Raw genomic sequence first — 17,062 nt, 5'->3', positions numbered from 1 at the left:
TTCGACCGGTCTTTCAATTGCTACTCCAAGAAGTTGATTCGTACTCCGATGATTTGTTTATCTCGATTTTTCTTTACTTTCAGATGATAGATGCCGTCTCCATATCCAGACTCGGTCATGATACCCGCTTGAAACAAATGGACGTCCTGTTGACCGAAAAAGAGTTCCTCGGCTAGTTCCTCCTCACGAAACGCAACATCATCACCAATCAGTACAAATCCCGAATCAATCGCAATCTCATGCGAGCGCGTCCACCTGCCCGTCGGCTGATCGACACCTTCGTATACTGAAAGCAAACGAACCGTTCCATCTGAATCATATGTGATGGAAGCCGTCCATGCGCCAGACTTCACTTGCTCCAAGACAATCGATGCTACATCTTTTTCATTCGAATCCGTCACGAGCAGTCGATGACTACTAACACTAAAAGTACCAAGGGTAATCTTTTTATTAGCCCGGTCACGTAACATTTCGGATTCTACCCATTCGTTGAGTGAAGAGGCACAGTATTTTTCAAGTCCCTTTTTAGGATGCCACGTGAAGACGAGCTCTTGTAAAAAACGACGTCGAATCCGGTAGCACAACCGTCTCCCATCTAAATGTTCACCAAAGCAAATCATATCCTCCGGTAAACCATCTGGACGATTTATGTGATGGTAGATAATATCTTCAACAGAATAACTAGATTCAGTAGGTATCGAATAGAGTTGCCAGTCATGAAAGGCTGCACCATTTGACTCCTGCATGAGCGAAATGTAATCCGTAGGGAATTTTACACCGAGGATTTTTTCTGCACGTTTTAGATCGATTAGTGATACACCCAAGCGTTTAGACGATGGATTGATCTGTTTGATGGCTCGTTTCATGCAGCACCTCCGATAGCTGAAGAGTGAATTTACTCTTCATTACTCAAGTTCATATAGTTCATCATTGACTTGATACGTGATGATTTCTTCCGGCATACTCCGAATGACGTTTTCTAACGAATTCACCGATCGATCGCTTGAACATATGAAAAAACCACATCCGTCATGACCAGGCTTGATAAGCACCGATGGAGGAGTTCGATCAAATGAAGCAATCGGTAGATATTGCTGGAAACCCCAATGTTGCCTTTCCTCAAACGTAAATTTTAAATTATCGTAATTCGAAATCACATAGAAAACATTCTCTTCTGCTAACCAGTACGTCTCGCGAATGACGCGAATGAGTGCCTCCTTGTTCTTTAATTCAACTGTAAAATAAACAAGCGGATCTAAATGATATTTGCGACTTGGATAAACCGTTTGAATGGTATAGTCAATATCCTGTTGCTGAAAGAACTGCTGATGTCGTTCTCTTAATACATATTCATCTGAAAAATACAGATACAACGGAAAATCGTTTCGATGCTCTAAAAACTCAAACAAAATTTTCTTCGATGGTGAAACAGATTCGTCTCCTTCTGACGGGCTAATTAAATATGCCGTTTTAATTGATTCGTCCATATCTAAAAAATGACCGAGCATACGCCCTAAGTCACCCGTCACTGCATACTCTTCGATCCAGATTCTTGTCACGCTTATCTCCTTTAGTATGTAGAGGTACCTCATTAATATTTATCTTTTGACTACTGTTCATATCATCCTACTCAAAAATATTATCTGTGCTAATCAAAGATACCTTCAAAACTTATACTTTTTAATTATGTCATTTCAAAGGTATTTTTTATATTGTCCTAATTTAATCTAGAGAGATTCTTAATAACTATATAATGACTGTGCAACACCAATCATGCATATACTAAATGTAACTTTTACCTGTGTCCTTTCACGACAGAAACTATAACACTTGGAAATTAATGCATTAACTGCATTTCAATATTCATATACGTTAGGTATATGATTGTTCGATGCGAAGATAGTTATCCCATCGCCTAAATCCATATCGTATAATAAACCATTTTGAGTTAGAATTAATATGGAAATTAAAAACATAAATGACAATATAGGTATCAAAAGAACTGATAAAGGAGGGTCTACATTGGAAGAAAGAAGGCGTTCGAATCGGAAGCCATCTGGAATGGGCGGAAAAGGTAAGCTGTTCGCTATATTCGGTGTACTCATCATCGGCATGTTTGGCAGTATCTACAGCGCGCAGAATGACAAACCGACGGAAGTGAAGAAAGAAGTAAAGGCAGAAGACAAGAAAGAGAACAAGAAGCCGGAATTCACGGCAGATCTCGAACACGCAACGCCGGAGACGATCAGTAATGAATTAAAGAAGTATAGCGAAGACATCAAAGGCGCTAAAGTCAGAAACAAAACATTAATTGTGACTTACAAAGATTCAGGATTCTGGAGTGAGAACACACTTTTGGATTCGTACGCTCTCGACTCTATTCGATTGACGAAACAACTATATAAAAACAAAAGCTTTGATCTATTTGCATTCGAGCGTCCTACCGTCATGACCGATGATAACGGAAATGAAAAAATGGAGACCGTGCTTAAATCTTATTACACCCGCGATAAACTCAATCAAATGAATCTCGATAACTTTTCAGACATGGTGTTAATGGACACGGAACGCTACTTTCAAAAAGCGAGCGGCTACTGGATTCACCTCGGACTGTTTAACAGTCTAAAAAAAGACATGATTAAAAAGTTGAATTCTCCAATCAACTTCAAAAACATGGATGGCACTCGATATGACATGAACATCGACGCGACGAATGACGTAGTGGAGCAGCCGGATTCTGTGGAAGACAAAGAACCTATTGTGGCGGAACCAGTCACTAAAGAATCAACAACGGAAGATGCTAAGGCAGAAGATGAAGTAGCTGAATCGTCGTACGATACCGGTACATTGTTATCAGCTATTTTTAATATCTCTCCAGGATTCGATCAAATGATGTTCAAGATTGATGATTTGAATGCATCTATCGGAACAGACAAAGGAAAAGTAGTCGCACCTTTGTCCTCTAGCCTGTTCGAATTAAAGTCGATGATCGATGCGACTGGGAAAGAAATCATGACGATGCAGCAAACGGCTTCCCCTCCAGAACTCAAAAATACTACTCAACAACTAGTTACTAATCAAACGGAATTGAATTACCTTTATTCAGAACTTCAACAGCAATTTTATAGCATCGATAAACATGATTACCCCGATGCTGAGAAACTAGCAAGTGATATTAGAAATACGCTCGCTAACATGAAACGACTAACTCAACCGAACATCGAAGCATACTCTAAATATTTTATGAGTCATGCAGATGAAGAAGGTTCGTGAACATAGCACACGGAAGGCACTCTAGTGCCTTTTCTTATTTACATGAACAGAACGTATGTACGTAAGAGATGAAAGTTTAATTATAAAAATCTACAAATATCGAACTAGCGTCGAAAGGCTGGCTCAATCCCAAAGATCATTAAAGAAATACTCAGTCATGCTACTGATAAAACGACGATGAATATGTATACGCATGTAATTCACACGTTACATGAATTACCGACAATAAACTCGTGACATTAATAGACAACAAAAAAAACCGCTCAACCGAGCGGCTCATGACATTTTGACGAAAAAAATAAAAAAAGTGGGAAGTGAGTGGGAACTGACTCCCACTCACCCCTCACAAATCGCTTAAGCCTGCGGACGTTTCCGACGCAAACCATAATATTGATAGAACTGAACTTCGATGTTCCCGTTGTACAGCTTTCGGCGCTTCGTCGCTGGGCGACCGTACGCTTTTTCGAACTCAACATACGACGTGATCATATAGACGCTGTAGTATGGGAATTCTTTATACGCCGTACCAATCTTGCGGTACAACTGATGGACTTCACGTGCGTCCTCCAAACGTTCGCCATACGGTGGGTTTCCGATGATGACACCGAAGTCTTCCTTCGGTTTGAAGTCTGCTGCGTCGCGTTGCATGACGTTGATCGCATCACGGACGTCTGCGAGTTCTGCGTTTGTTTTCGCGAGCTTGACCATCTCTGGATCGACATCGCTTGCGTAGATCTTCAGTGGTTTGTCCCACTCCGCTTTGTCGTTCGCTTCCTTGATCGCATCGAACCACGCCTTCTTCGGAATGCATTTCCATTCCTGCGAGACGAACTCACGGTTGATCCCCGGTGCGATGTTACGCCCGATCATCGCCGCTTCGATTGCAAGCGTACCTGAACCGGTGAAGACGTCGTAGAGCGGCATGTCCGGCTTCCAGTTCGTCAGCATCAACATCGCTGCTGCCATCGTTTCTTTGAGCGGGGCTGCTGAGTGGAATTCACGGTAGCCGCGTTTGTGTAACGCGTCGCCAGACGTATCGATCGTTAATGTTGCGATGTCTTTTAACAAGGCGACTTCAATCGGATAGCTTGCACCTGTCTTCGGCAACCATTCCGTTCCTTTGTTGTACTGTTCTTGCATATGCGAGACGATCGCTTTCTCGGTGATCTTCTGACAGTCACGGATCGAGAACAGCTTCGACTTGACCGAACGACCGTTGACGATGAAGTTCGCATCCCACGGCATCAATTCGTGCCACGGTAGTGCCTTGACTTGATCGAACAATTTTTCGAATGTCGTCGCGCGGAACTCGGCAACGACGAGTTTGATCCGGTCCGCTGTCCGGAGCCACATGTTTAAACGAGGAATGTCCTCCATCTCACAATCGATGTAGACCTTTCCGTCCTCGACCGTACATTCGTATCCTAACGCACGGACTTCTTTTGCGACGAGCGCTTCGATTCCCATCGCTGCTGTCGCGATGACTAAGCGTTTTGCCATATCGCGTTCACTCCTTTATCGTTTCTTCCACTGGATCGTTTCATTGCAATAAAAAAAGAGCCCAGGGTGGACCTGGACTCTCGTTCAACTTAAAAATAACAGCCTATGTGGTCCTGTAAGCCATGTTCTGTTCCTTAGTGTTCCAAACGGTTTGACCCTCACACGCAGGCGACAATCATCTATCTCCGTATTTGCATACGCTCTCCTTCGCGTTCAATTCCGCTCCGGAAATTCCCCTACCAAATTTGGGTTTCTCGCTCGTGGGGTTTACCTCGTTCCACCTTCATGGTTTCCCATGAAGCTCCGTCACTGTGGCACCTTCAAGAAGTTTCGGCCCTATCCGAAGACTTAGGCGTTCCTTCTGCCGTCAGCTTGACGCTGCCTACACTTATCTTTTTGTGTAGCACGATCACTACAGCCATCGCAGGCTGTGCGAGCATGGACTTTCCTCAAAGCACCGAAATGCCCCGCGATTGTCCGAACCAACATAGTCACTGCTTATGAGTGTAGCGTAGATGCCGCTTTCCTGCAAGAGGCAATTCTCGTTTTATAAACGAAAAAGTTGCGTCCCTGCCTCATTTCACGGTATAGTACAAGAGTTCAGAAGGGGGCATGCAGTATGAAAAAACGACGCTCTGGTACGAACCGGCGAACGGTTCGCAAGTTGACATTCTTGATCGAAATCGATGAGATCAAGGCACTTCATCTGCGAAACGGCATCTTCGCCTTCTATCGTCAAGGAGAGCTCATCCACGCGTTCGAGCCGTTCAACGTCAAGGCGCCCGATGCACTCTCAAAACGTAGCTATCATTTCGATCAACACGATATCTTGCTTATGAATGAACGTTTCCCTGAGCAAATCCCGTTGTATGATGAAGCAATGACGTTACGCTCTTGGGCCGACCAGGTCGCTTATGGTTTATACCAATTGATCGATTCCAGTCGCCTGTCATTCGTCCATGAGGATGACACAGGATACAAGATGGAAGCGATGATCACGTGGACTGGAGAGGCATTGACACCTCCGACGCCCGTCTATAAAAAAGGAAAAGACCCGAAGTAATCTCCGGGTCTTGTACAGCGTTTCTCACTAAGTGGGAGGCGCTTTTTTTATTTGACGGTCAGCAAGCGTTCGACGGTCCGCGTATGGCGTCCGCCTGTCGTCGTAAAGACGAGCTTGTAAGACCCCTTGTCTTTCAACTTATACGTAAACTTATGGGTTCCATTTCTTAAATTCGATTGCGTGAACGTTTTGACGACCTTCCCGTCCTTATAGAGACGTGTCGTCGTCTTCGCACTCGCGTACTCATCGAAATAGAATGAAAACAGTTGATTCTGCTTGACCGTTGACGGCAACGAGATCTTTGAGATCGGTGCCGGTAACGTCGCCAAGATTCCGGCGTTCAAGCGACCCGTCCCGTAATGCGACTTCGTATCGCCTGATTTTTTCGTCGCTGCCGCATATAACTTACTGCGCATCGTCGTATTCGAGACGAACGGATTCTTCGATTTCGCGAGTGCCAGTACACCGCTGACGACTGGTGTCGCCATCGACGTTCCGTCCAAGTAGCCGTATTTATTCCCGACGATCGTCGAGTAAACCCCTTCACCCGGCGCCATGATGTTGAGTCCTTTGCCGTAGTTCGAGAACGTCGAGGCACGCCCAAGCGTCCCGACTGATCCGACGGCAACGACTTGACTCATCGAGCCTGGGAAAAGAACTTTCCCCTTCCCGTCGTTTCCGGCTGCACCGACGACGAGGATGTTTTTCGCTTCTGCTTTTTTGATCGCGGACTCCATATACGGATCGTATTCATATTGCCCGAGCGACAGATTGATGACATCTGCCCCCTGCTCGATGGCATACAAAATACCGTCGCCGATATCGATCGACCCGGCATATTCTCCGTCAAAGACGTCCGCCCCAATCAGTTTGACACCAGAAGCAACACCGACGATCCCTTGACCGTCTTCACGCGCCCCGACGATCCCCGCGACATGTGTCCCGTGATCATCTGGTTTGCGAATCCCGGAAATCGTCGTCGTTTTATAGATGACATCCTTGAACTCGCGGTGTTTCGTATCGATCGCGTCATCGATGATCGCAACGCGAACGTCCGATTTCCCACGGCTGTACTTCCAATAAGCCGGAATCCGTGACTGATCGAGGTACGTTTGCTGGAACTGGGCAGAATCCGTTGCTTTTTTGACATCCGTGATCGGAATCAAGTCGGCGTCGATATCCTTTTCTTCGAGGTGCGCAAGGGGCTCGACGAGTGAGAATCCTTTTTGTTTCAAGGCACGAATTTCGGTCAGACCTTGATTCGCCAACCATTCTTGTTTTTGTTGTTCTGTAAATGTTGGGTCGTATTGTACGTATTGAGACTGCGCGAAAGCAGACGTTGGCATGGCGACGATTGTCGCTAGCGTGAGTAGTGCAAGTTGCTTTTTCATGGGAACCCTGCCCTTCTCTGTTTACGCGCCGACCGAAGAATCGTTTGGACTAAAGCGGAACCGTACCGTCCGGTTCTTCGCTGACTTCAAAAGGAATGATCTTTCCGATCGTCACGTAAGCATAATAGCGTGCAAGGACCGCACGCCAACGCGTTGCATCGATACCCGTCAAATCTTCACCTAACGGGGAACCGTCGAACGTCTCGAACTGTTGGCAAAAGAACGCTTCTTCTTCTTCATGCCACGTTACTTCTTCGCCGATGAACCCGGTCGAAAAGCGGACGAAGTCCGCAATCGAGGGTCCGATCACTTCTGCCGGCAAGCGTTCGCTCATCCGTCCGACCAGTTCATACCGGTCACGTTGTGCTTGTTCCGCTTCTTCAATCGAATGACACAGCAGCACTTCACGATTTATTTCTACTAACACGACATAGTCACCACTCGGTAAATTGACGTGAATCATCCCTACACCCCTTGGATTGGATTCGTGCGGCTTCTAGGTGTCATTTTTTCTTCGATAATTTATAATGTCCATTTTCGATCAAATGTTAATTCAATCGGCTCGTTATCTTTCGACTTTAACATAACGACCCGTGTCGTTTCAATTTGATCGACGAGATCCGCTTGACGAAGAGACTGAATTTCCTTCGATGAACCAGCTTCAATCCGTTCTCTGTACGGGGCAAGCAACTCTTGTTGATTGCTTGCGAGTGCGTACCAGGCAAGACGAGCGAACGGTTCATCCTTTGCTGTCTCGAGCGCATAGCTCTCGAAGATATCTGGAAGATAACTGCTAAATTGATCGAGCGCGTCAATCCGTTCTGCGACATCTAAAATCGTCAACCAGCTCGGGAGTGACAGTAAGGATTCACTTGACCACCAGTCGAGTAAATCAACATGTTCTTTAAGTAATTGCTGCGCTTCTGGTCGATCGATCATATGTTGTAGGGTCTGGATGAGTTCGTTCCAGGCAAGTGACCAGTATTCCTCTGACGGATTAGCTGAGAGGAAGAATTGACGATACACCGTCAGTAGTTCCGAAACGTCCGTTAATGGTTCGACTTCCAATCGTTGATTAAAACGACTAACTGCTTTTGTAAAATAACTTGGTTCAAGCGTCAATGCCATATAGAGTAATTTCGGTGCATTTTTAATTTCGCCTTGATCGACCGTCTCAAATAATTCTTGGATCCATTCTGGTTGTGGTTGTGTCATAATCCTTTTCCTCCGTTTAGTAAATTTGTTTACTATACCCGAAAAAAGATTAGTTGAATCATGCCCGACCTAAATTCCTCCGATTCGTTGGGCGGTTTCCTCCGAACATAAGACGATCAGCGTACCATTTTTCGGAATCGTTTCGTCGAGACGTTGGTTCAAATCAAGCCGCTTCCCGTCAGATAGAATCGTCACCCCTTCTTCCAGCAAAGCATGAAACGCATCGCGGTATGTCGCCCATTCCGGTCGTGTCGGAATCGAGAACATTCCCTCACCATCCTTCGTCAATAAGTTCGTCACGACTTTCGTTACGCCAGGATGATGGGACGCGAGGATCGCCATCCGGGCAATCGTCTCGTCACCGAGCAATACCTCATCGACCTTGACCTGTTCAAAGCTATCGAGGTGTTCTTCGAGCATCATCTCGACGATCGTGTAGATGTTCGGATTCGCCCGTTCGATGCTTGAAGCGATCAACAGTGTTCGTCCATCAGCATGGACCGGTGGAATCGAATGGTCAGCGAGGACGATCGCACGGACCGCCTTTTTGATGTGTGCTCGTTCGAGCGTCGACGTCAGCGCCGGATCACCACAGACGTAATGGAACCGGGGGTGACTGAATGGCTCCCGCTCTAGGTCGTCGACGAGGACGACATCCGTATGTTCGAGCAATGACTCAATGACGTGCTTCGAACGCCGACTGTAACCGAAGACGACCGTATGCCCTGTTTCCTTCACTTGTAACAACCCTCTTTCCTTTTGATTACGAATCAACTGGACACCGTCGACCAGTTTTGAAATCAATCCACCGACGATTCCGATCCCGAAGATGAAAACGAAAATCGTCAGAATCCGACCGGTATCCGAGTTCGGGAAGAAGTCACCGTATCCGACCGTGACGACGGTCGTCATCGTCCAGTAGACGGCGCGGAAGTAGGACCCGAACGTCTCCGGCTCAAGCGCATACATGATGCCCGCGACACCGAAGACGAAAATTAAGGACGCATACCCGAGCGTCCGCATCCGTAGAAACGAGACTTTTCGTAAAAAACGTAACCAGACCATGTTTTTTTCATTCCTTTCGAACAATCCGGTCTCTTCCCCTGTCAATAAGGGCGAAGGAGGTGATACACATGACACAAGCAGAAGAGATCAAGACGAGTCTCGTCATCGTCTTCGAGCGTAAGGACAAGGTGACAGCGAACGGTGATGCCGTCGTCGCTCGCCGCCGCTACAACGGCTTACGTTCGAATCTTCCAGCAGACGTCGTCGCTTCGATCGGGCAATCGATCGGTAGCTTACTCGACGGACGCTACGCGCTGACGGAAATCAGCCGTGACTACGCTTTACTGAAGGCATAACCCATCCTCTACATTTCATGAAAGGAGTGACCATTGATGGAACATACGATCGTCCTGACTTTCGATACGGTGACGAAAAAACCGTATCGCTTGCGCATCGCTGGTGCGAAGGAGAATGCGACCGTGGCGGAGATCAAAGCAATCGGTGACTTGTTCGTCGCCCATGACCCGTTCATGAACGGTGTCACACGTCTCGCGTCCGCCGAATTGCAAAACAGTTCGGAATCGGCATTCGTCTTGTAAGCTTTTTCAGTCCATCGTCACGGGATTACGTGACGATGGCTTTTTTTTGGTATACTAGAAACATCAACCAGCTGAAAGGAAGTCAATTTATGGCCAAACGCCCACTCACTCCTCGCGAATGCGAACTCGTCGTCTGTAGTCTCTACGTAATGGAACTCATCCCGTTCGAAGGCATCATGGAACGTCTCGAATCCATTACGCTCCGAGACATCATCGGTCCCGTCGCACGTGGTGAATCGACGCGGGAGCAAGCTGCTGACGCGCTTGACCAGTACATCAAGGTGCGACGTCGCCGGTTCCGCAACGTCCCACCGGAACATCTGTGGTCGCTTGACGACCGGATTGAACAAGAAGCACTGCGGATGATCCGCAAGCGTTCGCCGCTCTCGGCAGGAGAAAAGCTCCAGCCGAAAGCCATTCCTCATGAAATGGGTGATACGGTCGAGATGAAAGTGACCGAAATCCAGGATCGCAACAACAAAGTGACCTTGATCGGGAAAGTCGGAAACGTCACGGCGAAGCTCCCGGTCGCGAATCGTCAAGCTTATAAGGGCAATAAGACGATCTCCGCCTGGATCACGGGTGTCGAGAAAAAACCTGCCTTACTTCATCTATCGACATCCGACTACGGCAAACATCAGCCGTCGGAAGACGTCAAGGCAGCGTATGCGACTGCCGTCGCCGCGTTACGTCGCTATTTCGAGACGAACGAGCTCCCGACGACCGAAGAAGTGGATCTCGCAAAATCACTGTTCCAACGGATGATCCGTCGCGATCAGAACGATTGGTTCACGGTATACGTCGCGATGGGTCGCCCGCAACTCGATCACGTCCGGCGCTGGGTCAAGGTCATCCAGATGCTCGCCCGCTCCCTACGTGGAGATGAGGAAGCAACACAACAACTCGCTTCGCAGGAAGATCGTTTCTTCAAGGATGCCTTGTTACGTGCCTGTAAAGCGGCAGAGAAAAACTTCACGTCTTGATGCTTTCGCCTCACGACGTATCGATTCCTAGTCAAAACGAAAAAAAAGAACGCTCTGACTGGATAAGTTTTTCCAGGTCAGAGCGTTTTTGGTTAAGCAGACTGACGCGAGACCAGTTTGTAACAACCCCAGCCGAACAAGAGAATTGTCCCGATGCTACTCGCGATGACGACTACTGGTAAAATAATCGGTTGCCCAAACACCGGTACAGCGAGGTAATCCCTAAACAATACGAACACCATCAATGACTGCCCTTGTGTCAGGAGAAGAAGTGAGCGAATCGTTTCGCTCGCCATGATGCCTCCAAAGAACTTTTCAAGTATGAACGGACCAATCAAGCAGATCGATGCTAGTATCAGAACAGCAAGGACATGCCGGATGAGTAACGAGAAAAACGTGAACGTCATGACTAACGAGATGCCGACCAACCACTGCATCAAAATAGCGAGCAGATACAGTTGCCCGAATGTCAACGGATATGGAGAATCATGATAGTTAAACTGAATCGGTAACTCCCAGCCGCTCGACTGACGGAAAAATAAGAGCCACTGCACGATATTGTAAACGAGGATGATGCCAGTGACGAGCAGGATCGAGAGTGCTAATTTTGCCGTCAGGACGTCTTTGCGACCATGCTTTGAGCTATAGAGCAGTTGCAACATCCCGGTCTGCGCTTCGCGCGAAAAACTCGTCGCGGTCACTAACGTCAAGACGATCGCCAGCAACGCAAAACCTCCGACACCGAGAAACACGATGAATTGATCAAGCGTCCGGTAGTTGCCAACGTGTTGATAATCGATTTTCGCAAGCAACGACGCTTCTTGTTCGAGTTTTCGTTTTTTGATGTCAGATGTCGCTAAGCGCGCTTCTTGACGCAATTCGTCGACACGTTGCGATTGCGACTGATGCCGGCCGTCTGCCTTCAGAATCTGCAAATAAATGTCGTGTTCACGCTGTTCTGCTTTCGTGATTCCATTCTTCGTTACACGCTTTTCTCCTTCTGTTGCCAGTTGCACGAAGTCCCTCGTCAATTTCCCTTCGAACGGTGCATTCGTCCGTTCCGTTCCAGGCAAGCCCATCCGACTAAACGAAAAAATCAGACCGACGATAAACACAAGGCACAGGAGAACCCACACCATCTTTTGTTGCTTTACCTTTTGCCATTCCACCTTCAATAAGTCGCAGCTCATGTCAGCTCCCTCCTTTTGACAGATCGCATCATGAATACGTAAAGGGTGACGATCAGTACAATCCAAACGAGCATCACAAAAATCGGTAAGACGAACGGTATATCTGTCTGGAACAGTTCACGCGTCAGCACGCCGCGGCTTGGGAAAAAGAAGATCAACACTTGCACGAACTCCGGGAAGAAAACGTCCGGAATGACGTAACCATATGTCAATGGTAAACCGATCAAAATCGTCACGTAAACGAAGGCGTGACTGTACTGTTTCGCGAATAACGAGGCACATAAAATAGCTGTCGCTAGCGTCACAAAGGCAAGTTCCTGATAAATGAACGTACACAGTACATATCCACCAATCGATAACGGATACGGTGCTGTAGCAAGTCTGTCCATCGCTTGCATCGGTGCCGACCAATCGATCGGTCCGAGTTGATAACGGACGACTAAAATCGTCGCAAGATACGTTAATACATGGATGATCGTCACGTACATAACGGCAGCCATCCATTTCGCACGTAATAAGAGATGTCGTCCATTCCGCGACGTCAACTGGTACTGTTCGACTCCGGTCATGCGTTCACGTGTATAACTGATTGTCACGAGCAGGAGTCCGATCAACGGGAACAGGAGTCCGGATTGATTGACGAACGTCGCTACGATTTCCGCCGGATCGTGATAGCGAATCGATGCGACGTTGATACGATTGACGAGCTTTTGCTCGAACGTATCGCTTTTTAAAACGTCGAGGCGTTGCTGCCGCTGAATTTGCGCTTCTTCCATATGTAAGATTTGAGCATAGATTTCATTCTTGTAAAATATTTCGTCTTCTCCCATTCGTGTATCTGGATCATTGATGATATTGCTATCTGTCTCAATCATCTTAAAGACGTCTTTCGTCGCTGGTCCTTCGAACGAAGGATAGCGGGACTTGACGACATGATCAATCGGTTCCACTAATGTCGGTAAGAAAAAGATTCCCATACCGATCAACAGCAACCAGACGATTAGCGATTTGTATAATTTATATGATTCGAATCGTAACATCGACATCACGCGCCACGCATCCGTTCATCTAAGTGATAAAGGTATAAATCTTCTAGTTGCGGCTCTTCCTGAACCGCATCTGGATGCGGTCGATCGGATGAGATGATCCGGACGCGGTTTTTACCAGACCGTGTTTGGTGAATCGCACCCATTTGGTACGTCTCCTGCAAGACGAGTAATGTCTCGTCCGATACATCGACGGACCAGATCGAGGTCGCGATCTCATCGAGCAAGGTATAGGGATTGGCTTGGCGGATGATCTTCCCTTGCTGCATCAGGATGATTTCCTTTGCGATCGACCCAACGTCCGAGACGATATGTGTCGACAGTAAGACGATTCGTTTTCGCGCAATCGTCGCGATGACGTTTCGAAAATGAATTCGTTCTTTTGGATCAAGCCCTGCCGTCGGTTCATCGATGATCAAAAAGTCCGGGTCGTTCAACAGTAGTTGCGCGATTCCGATCCGTCGTTTCATTCCACCTGAGAAGCGGCGAAGTTTCTGATTTTTTTGTTCTAGCAAATTCACATCGATCAAGGCTTGCTCAACGCGAGAGGTGATGACGGATTTAGGAACGCCCTTGACCGTTGCCAAGTACGTTAAAAACTGTGTTGCCGTGAAATCACCGTAAAGCGGTGTCTCTTGCGGCAAATACCCGATTCGTTCGCGGTACGTCTCTTCTAGCGGTGAGACGACGTGACCATCGACTCGAATCCCCCCTTGCGATGGATGTAACAGTCCAGCAAGAATCTTCATCAACGTCGTCTTCCCTGCTCCATTTTCACCAAACAAGGCATACACTCCGGCTTCCAGCGTCAACGTGATATCCTGCAACGCTTGTTTTCGATTCGGATAGATTTTTGATAACTGTTCGATTTCTAGTTTCATATCATTTTATCCTTTCAAAAAGACGTCATCCGGTTTCGGTATGACGTCTCCGTTTCATTGAACTGCAAAATCGTAGATACTCGTTCCTTTTTTCTGATTCGCATCCTTGATTTCCCCTTGGTACATCAGTTGTTCATTTTTTAAATCGATCACGGATACTTGGAATCCTTCGTTCGTCTCGGATGAGAGATAGAGCTTCATTTCGTCCGTCGAATCCAACCAATCAATCTTTTTCAAAACAAGCGGACTGCTTACACTATGCTCGGATACTCGTTTCGTTTCCAAGTCGAACATCGACCATTCGATTCGTTTCGTCTCCCCTTCCGGCAGACGGAATCCGATTAAATAACGACCGTTCGCATAGGGTGTAAACCCGATTTGTTGCTGATTTAACTCCTTGATGGACCGAACGACCTTCCCGTCATCGAGAAAATAAGATAGTTTTGTGTTCTCTTCATCGCTGTCAGACGGTTGTTCCGTGTAGACGACTTCATTTTGGTGAATCGCTAAAAATTGACGAGCGTTTTTAGGCGCTACTGGTTTTTGAAGAATGATTTCTTCGACCCGATCGCCTGCTAAATCAAGCACAAGGAGTTTCGTTTCCATGGGCTGATCGACACGATCAAGTTGGATGTAGACCTTCATCGCCTGCTTATCAACGACACTGGCTTGTAAGTCCATCCCCGTCTCAAGTTTCGTATCGTACTGAAATGTTTTCTCGAACATTTCCTCGGTCTTGAACGTAAACATCTTAAATCGTAATTTATTGTGTTTGATCTGAATCGCATACTCTGATTGTCCATCTCCACTCACATTCGTTTCCATTTGTGTCGTGAATTCGTAATATTTGTCTGGCAAATCCGCCATGCTATCTTCACGAAATAGTTGTCCGACGTAAGAGTTTGACTGTTTTTCGATGTCTCCATTTGCATTGGCATCATAAATCGTCGAACGCATTCCTTTAGTCTGTAAACGTAAATTAAAATTTTCTACTTGCGAAGATTTCCCACTGATGGTCTCGAGGGAAAAGTCTGCGCTTTTGATTGACAGTGTATAGCCGATGTAGCTTCCGATTGTTATGAAAATGATCAATCCATAGATCAGGAGTTGTCGATATCGCTTCATGAAGTCTCCTCCTTAAACGGATAGTCTCGTCTGGACTAGCCGCAGATTTTTGTATGACACGTATAACGTTAATAGTACGACGTATCCGAAATAAAATTGCATATGCAGTTGACTCAGGTTGCTTGAAATAGCTGACAATGCTAAGCCTAAAATGATATAACCACCAATCAGCGCAATCCCGTGTAATCCGACGATCAAGAACGCTTTTCCTCTTCGAAACGACCGCTCAAGTAATACTGTCATGAAGACGAACGAGATGACGATGAATGTCATTAGTAAAATGAATAAAATGTCAGTTGGGTACATCGTATAGAACAACTTCATGTAGAAGGAGTATTCGTTGATGCTGGCTGTGACCTGTTGAGCATCTGGCAATAGCCATAAGTAAAGATTGCGACTAAGTAACAACAACACCCACTGAATTCCGATCAAACTCGTAACGACAAGTAAAAGTGCCGTCATTTTCGATGCAACAATCGCCCGACGTGATCCCGGTAACAATAGTAGTCGGTAGATGTATTTCGTCTCGCCCACCCAGTCGCGATACCAAATCCAGAACGCGAACAAGAGAATCATCCCCATCGTTAAAACAATGATTGAATCGTAAAAATCCGTTGCCTGTGCGAAGGTCAACGCACCACCTGCTTGTGCAATTGCGTCCATTTCTGAAATCTGATCGATCCGCATCGTTTTCTCGATCGTGCTTTGATAATCGTAAATCTGATAGAGCAGTGACGCGATTTCCGCGACGATCAATCCTGAAATCAACAACATCAGTAGTTTCGTACTTCGTTTCAGTTCTTCATTTGTTAATAACAACCAGCGTTTCATCCTTGATATACCTCCCGCATCCGGTCCTGGACCGATTGATGATGACGGCCGCGCAGCTCATCCGTCTCTTTGACTTCGACGATCTTCCCGTCCCGTAAGAACAACACTCGGTCAATCACCTGCTCGACCTCGGCAATTTCGTGAGTCGTCATCAGGATGCTCCGTCCTTCCATGAACTCACTTGAGAAAATCCAGGCAATCTGTTCCTTCATGAAGAGATCGATTCCTGCGAGCGGTTCGTCGAGTAATATGTACGGTCGATCGAGGGCGAATCCTAAGACGAGATTGAACTTCGCCTTGTTCCCTTTTGACAAGTTCGCCATTTTATCCGTCGTAAACAGCTGGAACGTCTGCAGCAACCGTTCCGCTGTCTCTTGATTCCAATCCAGATAATGATCCGCCATATACACGAGCGCTTGTCCGATCGTCATGTAGCTCGGCATCGTCTGGAGATCAGGCACGAACGCGATCTGGTCGCGCGATGTTTTGCCGTCGACCGTCACCGTCCCGGCATCTACCGGAATCAGACCGAGAATTGCTTTTAAAATCGTCGACTTCCCTTCCCCGTTCAAGCCAATCAGACATGTCACTTCGTTTAGACCGACAGAGAACGTCACGTCACGTAAGACCTGTTTTTTTCGTCCGTATCGCTTTTGTAACCCCTTCACTTCAAGCACTAGAATTCCCCTCCTTCATTATCACCATTGTATTAAGACAATAGTACATCTGTTAACTGTATGGTACATGCCATACAGTCTAGCGTCAACCTGTTTTTTCCTGCTATCATCCAGAAAATGAAAAGGAGCCGGACAAAAATGTCCGACTCCGCGAGTATTTCGACTTCGTTTCTACTTTTTATGACCGGAAGAAAGGAGAGCGATTTGTTCACTCGAAATCACTTCCCAGGAAAACGATTCGAGATGAACAAAAAAAGAGAGGACGCCCTAATGGACGGTCCCT

The 17,062-nt window shown here is 46.7% G+C and carries 18 protein-coding genes and 1 other RNA gene; 5 read left to right on the top strand and 14 right to left on the bottom strand.

Features of this window, described 5'->3' with window-relative positions:
- Positions 1–20: 20 nt before the first annotated feature.
- Positions 21–866 (bottom strand): SMI1/KNR4 family protein, encoded by an 846-nt coding sequence (locus KNQ11_RS03095; protein WP_214769517.1) that lies wholly within the window; start codon positions 864–866, stop codon positions 21–23.
- Between the two features lie 39 nt (positions 867–905).
- The gene (locus tag KNQ11_RS03090) at positions 906–1,559 is read right to left on the bottom strand and encodes a hypothetical protein (RefSeq protein WP_214769514.1); all 654 of its coding nucleotides are present in this window, start codon (positions 1,557–1,559) and stop codon (positions 906–908) included.
- 502 nt (positions 1,560–2,061) lie between these two features.
- On the opposite strand from KNQ11_RS03090, the gene KNQ11_RS03085 reads away from it, so the two are divergent.
- Positions 2,062–3,273 carry a hypothetical protein gene (locus KNQ11_RS03085; RefSeq protein ID WP_214769511.1) on the top strand — a complete coding sequence of 404 codons (1,212 nt, stop codon included), beginning with the start codon at positions 2,062–2,064 and terminating at the stop codon, positions 3,271–3,273.
- A gap of 354 nt (positions 3,274–3,627) precedes the next feature.
- Here KNQ11_RS03085 and KNQ11_RS03080 read toward each other — a convergent pair whose 3' ends face one another.
- Entirely contained in the window at positions 3,628–4,773 is a 1,146-nt protein-coding gene (locus KNQ11_RS03080) for a THUMP domain-containing class I SAM-dependent RNA methyltransferase (protein WP_050677069.1), read from the bottom strand.
- 111 nt (positions 4,774–4,884) lie between these two features.
- Positions 4,885–5,258: RNase P RNA component class B (rnpB, locus tag KNQ11_RS03075), an RNA gene on the bottom strand.
- Positions 5,259–5,392: 134 nt separating this feature from the next.
- Here rnpB and KNQ11_RS03070 point away from each other — a divergent pair.
- Positions 5,393–5,836: a hypothetical protein gene (locus tag KNQ11_RS03070; RefSeq protein WP_029341396.1), complete on the top strand. Its 444-nt coding sequence runs from the start codon at positions 5,393–5,395 to the stop codon at positions 5,834–5,836.
- A 47-nt stretch (positions 5,837–5,883) separates the two neighbouring features.
- Here the strand turns inward: KNQ11_RS03070 and KNQ11_RS03065 are convergent, their stop codons facing one another.
- The 4 genes from KNQ11_RS03065 to KNQ11_RS03050 all read right to left on the bottom strand — a co-directional run bounded on the left by KNQ11_RS03065 (position 5,884) and on the right by KNQ11_RS03050 (position 9,507).
- Positions 5,884–7,227: a S8 family peptidase gene (locus KNQ11_RS03065; RefSeq protein WP_214769508.1), complete on the bottom strand. Its 1,344-nt coding sequence runs from the start codon at positions 7,225–7,227 to the stop codon at positions 5,884–5,886.
- A gap of 49 nt (positions 7,228–7,276) precedes the next feature.
- Positions 7,277–7,690, bottom strand: a complete 414-nt coding sequence (locus tag KNQ11_RS03060) for a hypothetical protein (RefSeq protein WP_023467922.1) — start codon at positions 7,688–7,690, stop codon at positions 7,277–7,279.
- A 59-nt stretch (positions 7,691–7,749) separates the two neighbouring features.
- Positions 7,750–8,442: a hypothetical protein gene (locus KNQ11_RS03055; protein WP_064300103.1), complete on the bottom strand. Its 693-nt coding sequence runs from the start codon at positions 8,440–8,442 to the stop codon at positions 7,750–7,752.
- A gap of 69 nt (positions 8,443–8,511) precedes the next feature.
- Positions 8,512–9,507: a potassium channel family protein gene (locus tag KNQ11_RS03050; protein ID WP_251139614.1), complete on the bottom strand. Its 996-nt coding sequence runs from the start codon at positions 9,505–9,507 to the stop codon at positions 8,512–8,514.
- Positions 9,508–9,575: 68 nt separating this feature from the next.
- Here KNQ11_RS03050 and KNQ11_RS03045 point away from each other — a divergent pair, with 68 nt between their 5' ends.
- From KNQ11_RS03045 to KNQ11_RS03035, 3 genes are all read left to right on the top strand, one after another.
- A complete protein-coding gene (locus KNQ11_RS03045; RefSeq protein WP_023467919.1) occupies positions 9,576–9,803 on the top strand; it encodes a DUF1659 domain-containing protein in 228 nt (75 codons plus the stop codon).
- Positions 9,804–9,839: 36 nt separating this feature from the next.
- Positions 9,840–10,046: a DUF2922 family protein gene (locus KNQ11_RS03040; protein ID WP_029341392.1), complete on the top strand. Its 207-nt coding sequence runs from the start codon at positions 9,840–9,842 to the stop codon at positions 10,044–10,046.
- Positions 10,047–10,135: 89 nt separating this feature from the next.
- A complete protein-coding gene (locus tag KNQ11_RS03035) occupies positions 10,136–11,029 on the top strand; it encodes a hypothetical protein (protein WP_023467917.1) in 894 nt (297 codons plus the stop codon).
- Between the two features lie 92 nt (positions 11,030–11,121).
- Here the strand turns inward: KNQ11_RS03035 and KNQ11_RS03030 are convergent, their stop codons facing one another.
- Genes KNQ11_RS03030 through KNQ11_RS03005 form a run of 6 tightly spaced genes read right to left on the bottom strand, consistent with a single transcriptional unit; the run spans position 11,122 to position 16,779 of the window.
- The gene (locus tag KNQ11_RS03030) at positions 11,122–12,219 is read right to left on the bottom strand and encodes an ABC transporter permease subunit (protein WP_214769503.1); all 1,098 of its coding nucleotides are present in this window, start codon (positions 12,217–12,219) and stop codon (positions 11,122–11,124) included.
- The gene (locus KNQ11_RS03025) at positions 12,216–13,259 is read right to left on the bottom strand and encodes a hypothetical protein (protein ID WP_214769500.1); all 1,044 of its coding nucleotides are present in this window, start codon (positions 13,257–13,259) and stop codon (positions 12,216–12,218) included. The genes KNQ11_RS03030 and KNQ11_RS03025 overlap by 4 nt, the downstream gene beginning before the upstream one ends.
- Positions 13,260–13,264: 5 nt before the next feature.
- Positions 13,265–14,146, bottom strand: coding sequence for an ATP-binding cassette domain-containing protein (locus KNQ11_RS03020; RefSeq protein ID WP_214769497.1), 882 nt, complete (start codon positions 14,144–14,146; stop codon positions 13,265–13,267).
- A gap of 54 nt (positions 14,147–14,200) precedes the next feature.
- Positions 14,201–15,271, bottom strand: a complete 1,071-nt coding sequence (locus KNQ11_RS03015; RefSeq protein WP_214769484.1) for a hypothetical protein — start codon at positions 15,269–15,271, stop codon at positions 14,201–14,203.
- 12 nt (positions 15,272–15,283) lie between these two features.
- Entirely contained in the window at positions 15,284–16,102 is an 819-nt protein-coding gene (locus KNQ11_RS03010) for a hypothetical protein (protein WP_214769482.1), read from the bottom strand.
- A complete protein-coding gene (locus KNQ11_RS03005) occupies positions 16,099–16,779 on the bottom strand; it encodes an ABC transporter ATP-binding protein (RefSeq protein ID WP_214769479.1) in 681 nt (226 codons plus the stop codon). The genes KNQ11_RS03010 and KNQ11_RS03005 overlap by 4 nt, the downstream gene beginning before the upstream one ends.
- Positions 16,780–17,062: the final 283 nt, after the last annotated feature.

Origin of the sequence: Exiguobacterium sp. s39 (assembly GCF_018618925.1) — a bacterium.
Taxonomy (GTDB): domain Bacteria; phylum Bacillota; class Bacilli; order Exiguobacteriales; family Exiguobacteriaceae; genus Exiguobacterium_A; species Exiguobacterium_A abrahamii.
Note: the sequence above shows the minus strand (reverse complement) of the source record. Positions and strands in the feature narration are given on the sequence as shown.

What these genes read in the sequence shown, in the direction of transcription:
- KNQ11_RS03095 (WP_214769517.1), bottom strand. Translation starts at nt 866, where the DNA reads ATGAAACGAGCCATCAAACAGATCAATCCATCGTCTAAACGCTTGGGT.
- KNQ11_RS03085 (WP_214769511.1), top strand. Translation starts at nt 2,062, where the DNA reads ATGGGCGGAAAAGGTAAGCTGTTCGCTATATTCGGTGTACTCATCATC.
- KNQ11_RS03080 (WP_050677069.1), bottom strand. Translation starts at nt 4,773, where the DNA reads ATGGCAAAACGCTTAGTCATCGCGACAGCAGCGATGGGAATCGAAGCG.
- KNQ11_RS03070 (WP_029341396.1), top strand. Translation starts at nt 5,393, where the DNA reads ATGAAAAAACGACGCTCTGGTACGAACCGGCGAACGGTTCGCAAGTTG.
- KNQ11_RS03065 (WP_214769508.1), bottom strand. Translation starts at nt 7,227, where the DNA reads ATGAAAAAGCAACTTGCACTACTCACGCTAGCGACAATCGTCGCCATG.
- KNQ11_RS03060 (WP_023467922.1), bottom strand. Translation starts at nt 7,690, where the DNA reads ATGATTCACGTCAATTTACCGAGTGGTGACTATGTCGTGTTAGTAGAA.
- KNQ11_RS03055 (WP_064300103.1), bottom strand. Translation starts at nt 8,442, where the DNA reads ATGACACAACCACAACCAGAATGGATCCAAGAATTATTTGAGACGGTC.
- KNQ11_RS03050 (WP_251139614.1), bottom strand. Translation starts at nt 9,507, where the DNA reads ATGGTCTGGTTACGTTTTTTACGAAAAGTCTCGTTTCTACGGATGCGG.
- KNQ11_RS03045 (WP_023467919.1), top strand. Translation starts at nt 9,576, where the DNA reads ATGACACAAGCAGAAGAGATCAAGACGAGTCTCGTCATCGTCTTCGAG.
- KNQ11_RS03040 (WP_029341392.1), top strand. Translation starts at nt 9,840, where the DNA reads ATGGAACATACGATCGTCCTGACTTTCGATACGGTGACGAAAAAACCG.
- KNQ11_RS03035 (WP_023467917.1), top strand. Translation starts at nt 10,136, where the DNA reads ATGGCCAAACGCCCACTCACTCCTCGCGAATGCGAACTCGTCGTCTGT.
- KNQ11_RS03030 (WP_214769503.1), bottom strand. Translation starts at nt 12,219, where the DNA reads ATGAGCTGCGACTTATTGAAGGTGGAATGGCAAAAGGTAAAGCAACAA.
- KNQ11_RS03025 (WP_214769500.1), bottom strand. Translation starts at nt 13,259, where the DNA reads ATGTTACGATTCGAATCATATAAATTATACAAATCGCTAATCGTCTGG.
- KNQ11_RS03020 (WP_214769497.1), bottom strand. Translation starts at nt 14,146, where the DNA reads ATGAAACTAGAAATCGAACAGTTATCAAAAATCTATCCGAATCGAAAA.
- KNQ11_RS03015 (WP_214769484.1), bottom strand. Translation starts at nt 15,271, where the DNA reads ATGAAGCGATATCGACAACTCCTGATCTATGGATTGATCATTTTCATA.
- KNQ11_RS03010 (WP_214769482.1), bottom strand. Translation starts at nt 16,102, where the DNA reads ATGAAACGCTGGTTGTTATTAACAAATGAAGAACTGAAACGAAGTACG.